Below are 12,820 nucleotides of genomic sequence, written 5' to 3'. Positions count from 1 at the left end.
TTACTCTCCCTTATCCAGATTAACGCTCATTGAAAATGAATGCTTTAATTCAACTATCCCCATATTTACTTCAAAAGCATAATTCATAGAGGATTGTAAGCTAAATGTCATTAGAATAAGCTTCATAAAGAGCATAAGTGAGAATTTATCGAGCTTTAAGCTTGAGGCGGTGTGGTTTTTCATACTGTTCTCCTTGTGTAGTAGGTTCCTACTATTGTGTGGTGTATTTGAATTATATACATCTGGTTATGCTTTTTCAATATAGTAGAACCCTACTGTAAAGTATTATTGCAGAGGTTTATCGCTTTTTCCTCTTTTTAAAAATTTAAGTTGTTGTATTTGTTATATAAAAAATATTTAAATTTTTTTAGATATAAGAGATAAAGAGATAAAGAGATAAGGTTTAAATAAGTTGGAATGAACAAAAAATAATTTACCTTAAAAAGAAAAGAAACATTTTTAAATTATTGATTAATATAAATTTATGGATTTGTTTACTAAAAATGATGTAATTTACTATATTTAACTAATTTAAAAGGTACGCAATGCAAAAACGTGGACGCCAAATTCGTTTGTTTTATGTAGATGGACAGCATAACGGTATTGTGAGAGCAGAACTAATGAATTGGACAGGTTATGTCTATGCAGCACCTAGAGCAAGCTTGAAACAGTTAATTGAAAAAGAAGATGCTCATGGTTCAGGTATTTACTTTCTTATTAGTAAATCCCAAGAACTAGAGGGTAGATACAATGTGTATGTTGGAGAAACCGTTAATGGAATACAACGAATGCAACACCATGATTATAATAAAGACTTTTGGGATACTGTTATTTTAGTTCAATGTAAGGATACGACCTTAACTAAAACTCATTGTGCATATTTAGAGTACCAAACCTATAAATTTATTAAAGAGAATACTCTTTATGAGATTGAAAACAAACAAGAAATAAAAAACTATGCAGGAAAGTTATCAGATGCTGATATTTCCGATATGGATACATTTTTAGATAACCTAAGTTTTGTTTTGCCTGCATTAGGAGTCAATATACTTACACCAGTTGTAAAAATCCCAAGCCAATCAAATACTCAATTCGCCCCTACTATAGATGAAGCAATAGAAGCAGAATTTTTTATTTTAAGCCGTGATAAAAAAGTAGATGGAAAAGCTTATATAAAAGAGGGAGTTTTTTATGTGAGACAAGGTTCTATTGGTAAAGAACAGCAGACTTCATCTCAACATAATTTCATAATAAATCAACGTCAGTCTTTGATAGATAAAGGTATGATCCGAGTAGTTGATGATAAAATTGAATTTACTCAAGATGTATCTTTTACAAGTACTTCGACACCTGCCGCCATGTTATTTGGCCGTCCAACATCAGGGCCATCTACTTGGAAGCTCTTGGGGCAGCCTAATATCAGTTATAAGGATTGGGAAGAAAAGCAGCTTATGCAATAAATAGAATAGTGTGTTATAAATTTAATTTTTTGTTCTAGACTATTGTAATAGTTCGTCTTGGTTAAATGTAGAATGAATAATGAAATATAATTTATTAAAAATCTATAGGTTATGGAAATATGAGTTCACTGTAATTTTTTAATCTTAATTTATTTGGAACGAACACATTCCCCAAGGCCCCTGTGCCACAACAGAACTTTAATTTTTTGCGCTGATTTAAAGTCATCCACTATTGCGACACAGAGATAAGGGAGCTAAGCCAAACGCTTAGCCCATGTCTTCTTTATCGCACCGCCGCATCACGTTAAAGAAAGTAGGGGCAAAGTCCTGTGGGAGAGCAGGACTTTGCAAACTGACATGTTCTAGACGTTGCATAAGCTTATGCGAATACACTTGTTCAAGCCGTTGGTAAATACAGTCGCAACTGGCTTGGGTGTGCCCACCAGACAGGCAAATTTCTTCAAAATCCTGCTGAGTGTGAATGTCGCAACCAGAAACACCGTAATCGCCTATTAAAAGGCTTAGAGCCAAAATAGGTTTATAAAGTTTCATATTATTCTCGTGATAATTTTCACTAAGTTATTAATAAAAAATAAGCCGCTTATATTTAAAGTATTAAAATCATTTTTAAAGGTAATAGTTAACCCGCCTGAAATACAGGAAAATAAAATGATTAAAATTTTAAAATAAAATTATTTATAAATTTAAAATATTTTAGGTGAGAGAAAGCCTAAATTTTAAATAAATAAAATCACGAGAGAGGATAGGGAATTAATATAAAAAATGGCATGGTCAACTCCTAGAATTTATGGAGCTCTACCACCAAAGATCACCGTCAATTGATTATGGTGGTAGAACGAAAAGGGGTTAGCAGACTGGGATCCAAGGAACCAGCACGCGCAAGCGCGTCCCCCTCTCGTCCTACCGCAAAGAAAAGGGACGCAAGGGTCTAACGACTTATAGTAGAACTATAACCCGCCATGGATCTACGGTCTGCTAAAACCGACTGGCAATGTGTGCCAGCGAGACCATAATAATCATAAGTTTTTAACAGGTCAATTCAATTTAAATAAAATATTATAAAAATTTTAAATATAAATTTATATTTTAATTAAACTCAAAAGTTTATCTATTTAAAGTGGTAAATTAATAAAGATAATAAAGCTAAACTAAACGTTTAGCCTGCTCTTAAAATGTATAGCGGTAATTAATAAATACACGGTGCTGGTCCCAATCTTTACGAGACATTCCATTTATTTTTTCGCCTAGGTTTGCATTTTCAAACTTTGACTCATAATGCAAAAATGAATAACGCACATCTCTATAATGCAAAAATGAATAACGCACATCTAAGTTTTTCACCCACGGCAACGCATAACTCACCGTAAAGTCAAAGTAACGCTCTTTACCCTCAATATCACTGCTAATGTTACTTTGGTGAGCACCAAAGCCATAAATATACTTCGCTTCGGTTTTTAAGCCTTTCACATAGTCTTTCCAGTTATATTTCAACCGAAGGGCAACGGCAGTTTCATCGTTGTTGGTAAAGTCAGGGCCAATGGTAGCAGAGGTCGGAAACGGGTTTGTACCGTGATCTTGCGTTAAAACCGAGTTGCGGGCGGAATGCACGGCAAAGTTATCTTCAATCCAAAAACCATCAAACTTTGAAACGGCAATGCCAGCTTCGACATTATTCTTAGCTACATTTAAATCGATAAAATAGCCATTCCCACGGTTGTTAATGTCCTGGCCTTTGACACAGTCCAGCTCGGTTTCGGCACCGCATTTAAACAGCTTGCCATCATCACGTGAGAAAAAAGCACCTGTGTTAAATGTCCACACCAAGCCCTGAATCGGCAACTTATATTGAGCAATCGCCCCGTACTTTTTTAAATAATCTTTGCTATTTAAATATTCAGCATTCACGCTCCAGTTTTTGTACTGATATTTGGCTCCAAGCAAACCGACATAATCAATGCGTTCGTCATTTTCAGTCACCAGTTTTTCAAAACTATCCATGCTGCGTGGTTTCCAGCGGTCATAGTAAGCAATGTAAGTTTGTAGCTGATCATTCAGTTGAAACTGACCACGCGCACCCGAAAAAGTGTCGGGCACCGCGCGGTTATTGGTGCTTTTAAGCAACAGCGAGTCTTGCAACTGGCGGCCTAATTTAATTTCGCCTTTGTCGCCGAGTTTTGCTTTGATGTAGAGCTGACCTAAAGTTGCAAAGTTTTGATCGAGCTTGCCGTTATTTTCGACCTCTAAAAGCTGAGCGCTAGGCTTGCCAGAGTCAAACAACTGGGTGACTGCATAGAGTGAACCATCTACCCCAAGCCAGTCCCACAGGTAAGGTGACTGATAATTTAACTCAAGCCCTAACGCACTTTGTTCATATTCACTCGACGAAGGAGAAGGATTGGCAAGTGTAGGGTGGGCAGTGCCTTCATCGTTCCAGTAACGAGTGTTAAGTTTTAATTCTAACTTGCCAAATTCTTGAGGAAGTTCTGCATACGCATTGCTCACACTGCCTAAACCAATACAGCCCCATAGCAAATATTTATTCATTTTAAATTCCTTTTTTAAGCATGAATAAGCCCTTTGCCTAACGCTGAGGTTAGGCAAGCTTTTTATGAAATGGATGAATTAAGGAGAGAGTTTTTCGAGTACTTGGCCCTTGGTTTCAATGGCAAACAAGAAGGTCACAAGGCCACCAATCAGCGCCACAACCGCCAGCACACTAAACACATATTGAATGCCGTAGCCACCAACAACCAGACCGACCATCACAGGTCCAATTGCAGAACCGGCACGTAACCAAGCGGTACTAAAGCCAATGCCCATAGCACGTAGGCGAGTTGGGTAAAGTTCGGCAGCGTAAAGGTATAAAGAGAATGAAATGGTCTGTAAAATGGCATAGCTCAGCGTTGCTAAAATCACCACTTCCATTGCCGATTTTGCACCTAAAATCGAGAGGCTCATGAGTGGAATGATTGCCAAGAAAAATGCTGCACTGTACCAAGGACGACGGCCGACTTTATCAATCATTAATGCACAGATAATAGAGGCAATCACACCTACGCCCGAAGTAATCCAGCCATAACCTAAACTGGTTTGAAGCGACAGACCAAAGTGTTGTTTGTAAAGCGTTGGCAGCCAAGTCACCATGGCATTGTTAATCATATAGACGCAAAACCACATGCCCCACAGGGTAAAGGTACGTTTGCGGTAAATGCCTTGGAATAGCTCACGCCAGTCGGTTTTTGCCATGCCTTGCGGGTTAATGTCTTTAACCACAGGTTCAGGCAAAGTTTTACCGCTTTTGATGGCACCGTCTTCAAAACTTTTGACAACTTTATCGGCTTCTTTAAAACGACCTTTTGAGGCAAGCCAACGTGGCGACTCAGGCAAGAAAAACCGTAAAGGAATCACCAGTAAAGATGGAACTAAGCCCACAATAAACATGACTTTCCAGCCATAAATTGGCATCAGGAAAAATGCTGCCATGCCTGCAAACATAAGGCCCATCGGGAATAAAACTTCATAGAGCAAGAAAAACTTCCCGCGCTTTTCTGCACCAATAAACTCATTAATATAGGCACTCGCAACAGGTACTTCGCCACCTGTTCCTATGCCTTGTAAGAAACGGAAAATTAACAGAGACATTCCGCTCCAAGCAAACAGACAAGAAATGTCCATTGCCACAAACAGTAAAATGGTAAAAGACAGTACTTTTAAGCGACCGACTTTTTCGGCAAGAGAACCAAAAAAGATCGCACCGACCAGTTGCCCGACATAGCCCGCGGCAATGATCGCACCGACATAGGCGGGGGTGAGGTGCCATTCGGTAATGAGTTGGGGTAAAGCAAAGGCAATCGCAAGAACGGTATAGGCGTCAAAAAAGGTCGCTATACCAATGGTAATTCGCATAAATTGCAATCGACCGGTGACGGGTAGCCGTTCGAGTCTTGCAATAATTTCCGCATTTTTTTGATGATGACTAATTGGTTCTACATCCGCTAGATTTGTCATCTTCTATCTCCTTATGACTACATTCCTCGTAGTTTTTTTGTTCTATTTCGCACTACCTGTTCACCACAGTTTGCATGCTTTTTATTATTGTTTTTAAGTGACATGCCCGATGTTTGGCCTCAGGCAGCGTACAGGAAAAAAAGGCTAGCGTACATGCTAGCCCGAATAGAATTTAAGCAACGGCTTGGGTTAAATCGACCTTGCCAATTCCGGCTTGACGCATCGCATCATGAATTTCTTGCTCAGCACCATCTGCGAGTGGAAGCAGTGGCGAACGCACAGTGGCATGGTCCAAAATTCCGCGAGCAACCAGTGCATGTTTAAGTGCTACCGTGCCTTCCATGTGTGAACCACGGTGATAGACATTGCGAGTCACTGGTAATAATTGATCGTGAAGTGCACGAGCTTTAGCGTAATCTTTGGCTTTACCTGCTTTAATCATTTCAATTAACAGTTCAGGGGCAATGTTGCCATAGCCCACCAAAGCACCGTCTACATCAAACATGGTGTGAAGCAAATATTCATCGTGGCACGTCAAAATCTGTAAGTCTGGACGTTCACGGCGAATAATCGGAATTTCAACATCCCAACGGCGCATGTTACGCACACCATTTTTCATGGCAAACACACCCGGCTGTGCAGAAATATCGAGTAGGGTGTCTAGGTCGTAAGTGGCCTTAGTTGCATCTGGATATTGAAATAAAATAGATGGCAAACCACTTTCTTCATAAATCGCTTTATAGCGGTCTTGTGGTGCGCCTTTTTGATAGCCAAAACGCAACCAGCCATGTGAAGGGTAAATCAAACCTGCCGAAGCACCAGCGCTGACTGCGCGTTTTGCTTCTTCTGCTGCAACCGAAGTACCTTCGAGTGTAATCCCTGCGATTACCGGAATTTTGTCATCTACTGATTTAACAAAGCTTTCGATGACCTGCATTTGTTCTTTTTGTGACAAGAATGTTCCTTCACCTGCATGCCCAAGAACAACCAAGCCTTTCACACCATCAATACTGCCTAACCATGAACCTAAACGTTGAATTGCATTATGGTCTACTTGTCCGTCACGGGTAAAAGGAGTCACAGGTGCTGGGGTTAATCCACGTAAATCTAAACTCATAATCGTACTTCCTATACAGTGTAATTAAATATTCTCTGGTTCTTAATCTGACTTAAATCGTGTTGTAGAGAACATGATTGGAGTATAGAAATAGGTGAGCTATGTAGGAATTACCAATTCTTGAATTTCAGTTATACTGAAAATGTATAGCTCAAAAGTGCTAGTTTACGATTTAGGAAGAATCGATGAATTATGATTTATGGAAAATATTTTTAGACGCGGTGGAACTCGGTAGCTTAAGCAAAGTCGCAATGCTGCATAACACCAACCAGCCGCAAATTAGTCGGCAAATGAACGAGCTTGAAGCGCAATGTGGCGGTCGTTTGTTTAACCGAACTGGACGCGGCGTCGAACTTACCGATTTAGGCCAGCATTTACTTCCTAAAATTCGTTCATGGCTGAACGTCACCGACCAACTCAATAATGAAATTTTGCACTCGACCGATACACCGATCGGGACGGTTCGCATTGCCAGTTTGCCGTCTACTGCACATCCGTTGTTATCGACTTTGTACAAAGTGCTTCAACAAAAATATCCCTTAATTAAACTGTCAGTGCGTGAAGGGCAAGGGGTGCATTTAGAAAAATGGCTCGAAGATGGTAGCGTCGATTTAGCCATACTCTATCGGTTTAATCCGACGCCTAAACATGGTGATGTCTATCTTACCGAAGCCGATACCTACTTGGTCGGCTGTGAAGGAGACACGCTCACTCAGGCAAATGAAGTCGACTTTAAAGCAATAAATCAGTTACCGCTGGTCACGTTTTGCAGACCAAGTAACTGGCGAAACTTTTTAGACCATATGGCTTATGAAAATGGGGTAGAGCTGAATATTGTGTTTGAAGCTGACTCGATTAGTTTACAAACCCATTTGGTTTCCGAATCTGGCATTTACACCATGCTTGGGCCGCAAGCTTTAAAAAAGGCCAGCCAATACACCTCAATTCAAGCGGCAAAAATTATGAGTCCCGAGTTAAAGCGTTATATTTCTTTGTCTATTTCTAAGCATGGCTATTTAACGCCTGCTTGTAAGGCGGTCATGGAAGAAATTAAAAATTTGGCTCATTTGCTTTAAGAGAAGTGCAGCAAAGTAAGGGAGCAATTAATTCAATTTATTAAACAGTGATTTAAGTTTTACTTGAATTATTGCTTGACTTGTTTAAATGATAATTATTATCATTTGTGGGTTCCTTGTTTTGAGTCCAATTGCTGTGAACAAAACTTCTTTGCTTGTAGATCAGTTATATAGAAGTCACCAAAGCTGGCTTCACCAATGGTTGAGACAAAAATTAGGTAATACTGATCAGGCTGCAGATCTGGTTCAGGACACATTTATTAAACTGCTACAAACCAGAGACGAGTTATTTGGCATTAAGGAACCACGCGCCTATTTAACTTCGATTGCTAAAAACCTACTCATTGACCAAGTGCGCCGTAAACGCATTGAACAGGCTTATTTAGATGGCTTGAGTCAAATGGAATATATGCTTGAAGCGGTGGCTTCGCCCGAAGACCAGATGCAAATTATTCAAGCAATTAACCAGCTTTGCAAAGCACTCGAAGGTGTATCTGAAAAAGCACAGCAAGCCTTTATTTTGCATTACCTCGAAGGCTATACTCATAAAGAAATTGCCTCACAATTAAATGTATCGACCAAAATGATTCAAAAATATTTGGCGAGCTGTTTAATTCAATGCTACCAAAATCGACAAGACATGGACGCTTGCATTTAAATGGCCATGGATAAAAGCAAACATCACCAACTGGTTGAAGAAGCCGCGCATTGGATTGTTCAACTGAGTTCGGATGATGAAAGCTTGCGAAAAACCGCCAAACAAAAATTTGAAGAGTGGAAAAAAAACAGTGAGCAACATCGCCAAGTGGCTGCCGACATAGAACAGTGTATCGGTTCAATTCAAAAACTTTCCCAAACCAGCGGACATAAAAAAGTTACTAAAGTCGCTCTTAAAGCTGGCCTAAGCTCAGGCAAAGCCTATAAACATTTACGTGCAGGAACAGCTTTTGCCGTCGTGTTTGTTGCCATGAGTGGGGCGTTATTTTATTTAACTGATACTACAGTGGCCTATGTTACTGCCGACATTCAAGGGCAATCGGGGCAGTGGACCACGCAAACCTTGCCAGATGGTTCACGTTTAATTTTACGTGGCAAAAGTGCAGTCAATCTTGATTTTAAAACCAACCAGCGAGTGGTTGAGTTGGTGCAAGGTCAAATTTATGTTGATGTTGCCAAAGATAAGACCAGACCGTTTTTGGTCAAAACCAGTCATGGACAAATTCAGGCACTCGGCACAGCTTTTAGCGTCAGTTATGAACCTTCGGCAACCGAACTCAAAATGGTCCACTCAAAGGTAAAAGTAGAAGCCACACAGGTTAAAAAGACCCAATTGCATGCGACGCGTCAGGCTATTGTCGAGGCGGGGCAAGCCATTAAAATGGACCAAAACGGCGTGCAAAGACTTCCTGCACTCAATATTTATAACGAACAACAAAAATGGCAAAAGCATCATCTTATGGTAGAAAACCTGCCGCTGAATCAAGTGCTACAAGAGCTAGACCGCAACTACAAAGGCAAAATTATTTTTAATGATGCGGCACTGCAACATGTGCGGGTCAATGCTGTATTGCCTTTAGACCAAACCACAGAATCGCTTAAGCTTTTAGCTACGGTTTTTCCAGATCTGAAAATTAAGCAAATCACGCCATTTGTGGTCATGATTTCTTTAAAATAATAAAAAATTAAGTTTATTTTCAATTTTAGGTTCCACTTTTTTAAAAGTCGTTCGTCATAGTAAGTAGAAGCAATAAATATGGATCATTTTAATTTGTTGTATTGAATGATTCTTATTACTATTTACTGGGGCGGGCAAATGAAAAAAGCGGGAACGGGGCAAAAGCAGAATCGATCGATTTTTCGATTCTCAACACTGGCGTTTGCCATACATGCTGTGTCGATGGGCGGGTTAGTTACACTCCCTATGCAGCAGGCCTATGCAGAAACAGCCGGAGTTAAAAGCTATAACATTCCTGCCGGTCGCCTTGCTAACGTACTGAATCAGTTTGCCGAACAATCGGGTACTTCAATTGCAATGGATGCCCAGCAATTCCAAGGGCTGCATAGTCTTGGCTTAAAAGGCAGCTTTGCAGTCGAACAAGGTTTTGAGCAGCTTTTAAAAGTAACCGATTTTAGTGCTGTAAAAGTTGGGCAGGGCTACACACTCAGTAAAAAACCTACACCACAGGTCACTTCATCTAAAGTTGAGGCCGCTAGCCTACCGCCAAGTAGTGCCGTAATCGAAGAAGATGCATCGGTACGACTCACCCCAATTGTGGTGTACGGCAAACAAGACCGTGACACAGAAGGCTATAACAAAGTTTATGATGCAAACCGTTCTTCGGTCTATGCGGGCAAAGACTATGTCGAGCGTTTTAAAGGAACCAACCCAGCTGATATTTTACAAGGCATGGTGGGAGTCTATAGCGGCGATGCCCGTAACAGTGGCGCACTTGACCCAAGTGTACGTGGTGTGCAGGGCGTCGGCCGTGTGCCATTAACCATTGATGGTACTGAACAGTCAATTGCCGTATGGCGTGGTTACAACGGGGTAAACAACCGCAACTATATCGACCCCAATCTCATTGCGGGTATTGAAGTCATTAAAGGCCCATCTTTAGAGCGTAATACCACAACTTCTGTTGGTGGTGGTGTGGTGGTTAAAACGCTAGAGGCCGATGACATTGTTCGTCCGGGTAAGTCTTTTGGTGCTGAGTTAAAAGTAGAAGGCTCTACCAACTCAATCGATCCGTCTTTGCCAGACATGAGTAAAGTGGGCCAAAATTACGATGATACAACGCCTTGGATCGACATGAATGGGGCGAAATACGACCCTGATATTTATAAAAAGAACCGGACCAGAAGTGATAACTCTAATTTTTCGGGCGACGACTTGGCGGGCCGACTGGCAATTGCAACTAAGCAAGATAAATTCGATTTACTGGCAGTTTATGCAGTACGTGAGCGCGGCAATTATTTTTCGGGCACACATGGCGCGGGCTACTATAAACGAGCGACACCAGACAGTAGCCTCGACTTTATTCCTTACTTTGCCTATGCCTATCAACCGGGCGATGAAGTTCCCAACACTTCAAGTCACATGGAGTCGTGGTTATTAAAAGGGACCTATCGTCCAACAGATGATCAGACCCTTAAACTAACTTACCGAGATACCAAAAATATTTTTGGTGAAATTATGCCGTCTCGAATTGTGTGGGGCATTACGCCTGACTTGGGTGTTCCGCAGTGGCCTTTAAGCAATATTCACTCTAAAGCTTATAGCCTCGAATATAAATTTAAGCCTGAGAATAATCGCTGGATTGATTTTTATGCCAACATTTGGCAAACCGACACCGAAAGCCAGACCTATACACGTGGTGGGTGGCCAACCACAATCGACTTTCGAGATAACACCATTATTAACACGGCGATAAGCCATTCTGACAATACACGTAAAGGCATTACGGTCAGTAATAAAGCCCGTTTGTTAGACCAGCTTGACTTGACGCTCGGTGGAAGTTTCTTAAAAGAAAAACTGACGTCCGACGATATATATGGCGAATTTGGCCCAAGTTATTCGCTCTATCAGGCACTGCCACGAGCAGGGCGCCGTGAGGAAAAAACGTTCGACTTTAATTTTAATTATCGACCACTGTCTTGGTTAAGTTTTGATGCGGGCATGCGTTATCGCTCGTATTGGGCTGTTGATAATTTTTTAAATAAGTCTTTGCAGAGCGAGATTGACCCGAATTTAAATCCGCTGTTTACCAAAAAAGCGAAGCTTAAAGAATATACCTTTGAATATCAGACCATGCCCGAGAGTTACACCTCGACTCAGCAGCGTTTAATCAATGTTTTAAAACAGCGCTATGCCACAAAAAATCCTGATTGGGATGGGCAGCTCGACACTGTGCCTGCATCAGAGAGCACTTTGTATAACATGATCTGGTCACAGAAAAATACGCTGAGCTGGAAAGCAGATGCTAATGGGCAATTGTCGCTTGCCGATAATCCTTTAAACCAGCTCAATGCCTCTGGACAAAAGTACGTAGTAACTGGCGGGAACTTTATGTCAGTGGTAGACCAAGTTCCTGTTGAGTCTGCCGACAAAGTTAAAGATAGCGGCTGGGCACCGCAGTTAGGTGCCTCAATTCACCTCACGCCAAACAGCAGAATCTATGCACGCTATGCAGAGGAATATCGCTTACCAAGTTTGTTTGAAAGCACTGTCGGTTTTTCTGCCATGTTGCCATATCAAGTAATCAAACCTGAACACGCTTTTAACTACGAAGTGGGTTATGTCTATGACATGCGCGATTGGTTCAGTACAGCACGCAATGCCGATATTAAGCTCGCCTATTACTACAACAAAACCAAAAATGTGATTGAACGTGACCAGAACCTTATTTTTACCAATATGGATGAACAAAAACTATCAGGTTTAGAGCTACAAAGCCGTTTTGATAATGGAGGCTTCTTCACAGACTTGAGCGTGGCTTATAACTTAAAAAATGAAGTGTGTGACACCAATAGTGCCATTAACAAAATGATTTTAGGCGGCACAGTTCAAACCGAGCAGGGTATTGCGTTCCGTGAACCCTATCAGCGCTGTGTCGATGACGGTTTCCCAAATGGCTACTTAGTGACAATGGCCACACCTGAACTGAGTTTTCACGGTTTGCTTGGCGCACGCTTTTTAGATGAAAAGTTAGAGCTCGGCGCGCGTGCAACATTTTATAAAGCTTATGAAAGCCCACTACGCAAAAACAATGATGCTAGCGTCAATAAAGGCTATTACCTCAATGTGCCTTTGGCATGGAATGACACGTGGATTTTTGATGCCTATGCGCGTTATCAGGTCGATGACTACAACACCGTTGAGTTTGTCGGCAGTAATCTTTCTAACCAGTTTTATATCGATCCTTTAACCCGAAGCGCCATGGCCGCACCGGGCCGAACAATGAAAATCAGTTGGACCACAAAATTTTAAACAGAATTTGATTCCCTCTACACATACATAAAAGGGGAGTCAGGTAACGGTAAATAATAAAATTGAATGATTATTATTTACAAAAAAGCCCGAGTAGGTTTGCAACTGGGCCTACTCAATAAACTAAAAATAGCGAAAACGTTATTTTAAA

General features: G+C 41.0%; 10 protein-coding genes. 5 read left to right on the top strand and 5 right to left on the bottom strand.

What is annotated here, in order from left to right:
• Positions 1–183: a hypothetical protein gene (locus tag MSG66_RS16535; RefSeq protein WP_324654646.1), complete on the bottom strand. Its 183-nt coding sequence runs from the start codon at positions 181–183 to the stop codon at positions 1–3.
• A gap of 362 nt (positions 184–545) precedes the next feature.
• Here MSG66_RS16535 and MSG66_RS16530 point away from each other — a divergent pair, with 362 nt between their 5' ends.
• Positions 546–1,460, top strand: coding sequence for a GIY-YIG nuclease family protein (locus tag MSG66_RS16530; protein WP_150205199.1), 915 nt, complete (start codon positions 546–548; stop codon positions 1,458–1,460).
• A 267-nt stretch (positions 1,461–1,727) separates the two neighbouring features.
• On the opposite strand, the gene MSG66_RS16525 is transcribed toward MSG66_RS16530, so the two are convergent.
• From MSG66_RS16525 to MSG66_RS16510, 4 genes are all read right to left on the bottom strand, one after another.
• The gene (locus tag MSG66_RS16525; RefSeq protein WP_108011879.1) at positions 1,728–2,012 is read right to left on the bottom strand and encodes a hypothetical protein; all 285 of its coding nucleotides are present in this window, start codon (positions 2,010–2,012) and stop codon (positions 1,728–1,730) included.
• Between the two features lie 636 nt (positions 2,013–2,648).
• Positions 2,649–4,025 carry an OprD family outer membrane porin gene (locus MSG66_RS16520; RefSeq protein WP_324654645.1) on the bottom strand — a complete coding sequence of 459 codons (1,377 nt, stop codon included), beginning with the start codon at positions 4,023–4,025 and terminating at the stop codon, positions 2,649–2,651.
• 78 nt (positions 4,026–4,103) lie between these two features.
• Complete coding sequence (locus MSG66_RS16515; RefSeq protein WP_202742712.1) at positions 4,104–5,489, bottom strand: MFS transporter; 1,386 nt, start codon at positions 5,487–5,489, stop codon at positions 4,104–4,106.
• 172 nt (positions 5,490–5,661) lie between these two features.
• Positions 5,662–6,606, bottom strand: a complete 945-nt coding sequence (locus MSG66_RS16510) for a dihydrodipicolinate synthase family protein (protein WP_192836569.1) — start codon at positions 6,604–6,606, stop codon at positions 5,662–5,664.
• A 185-nt stretch (positions 6,607–6,791) separates the two neighbouring features.
• On the opposite strand from MSG66_RS16510, the gene MSG66_RS16505 reads away from it, so the two are divergent.
• The 4 genes from MSG66_RS16505 to MSG66_RS16490 all read left to right on the top strand — a co-directional run bounded on the left by MSG66_RS16505 (position 6,792) and on the right by MSG66_RS16490 (position 12,669).
• Entirely contained in the window at positions 6,792–7,682 is an 891-nt protein-coding gene (locus MSG66_RS16505; protein WP_133974962.1) for a LysR family transcriptional regulator, read from the top strand.
• 136 nt (positions 7,683–7,818) lie between these two features.
• Positions 7,819–8,340 (top strand): sigma-70 family RNA polymerase sigma factor, encoded by a 522-nt coding sequence (locus MSG66_RS16500; RefSeq protein WP_127494039.1) that lies wholly within the window; start codon positions 7,819–7,821, stop codon positions 8,338–8,340.
• On the top strand, positions 8,341–9,357 hold the full coding sequence (locus MSG66_RS16495; protein ID WP_324654644.1) for a FecR family protein: 1,017 nt from the start codon (positions 8,341–8,343) through the stop codon (positions 9,355–9,357).
• 138 nt (positions 9,358–9,495) lie between these two features.
• Positions 9,496–12,669, top strand: coding sequence for a TonB-dependent receptor (locus MSG66_RS16490; protein WP_324654643.1), 3,174 nt, complete (start codon positions 9,496–9,498; stop codon positions 12,667–12,669).
• The last annotated feature ends 151 nt before the right edge of the window (positions 12,670–12,820 follow it).

Source organism: Acinetobacter sp. IK31 (assembly GCF_035615195.1).
Classification (GTDB): Bacteria; Pseudomonadota; Gammaproteobacteria; order Pseudomonadales; family Moraxellaceae; genus Acinetobacter; species Acinetobacter calcoaceticus_C.
The sequence above is the reverse complement of the archived record's forward strand: the minus strand, read 5'-3'. Positions and strand labels throughout refer to the sequence as shown.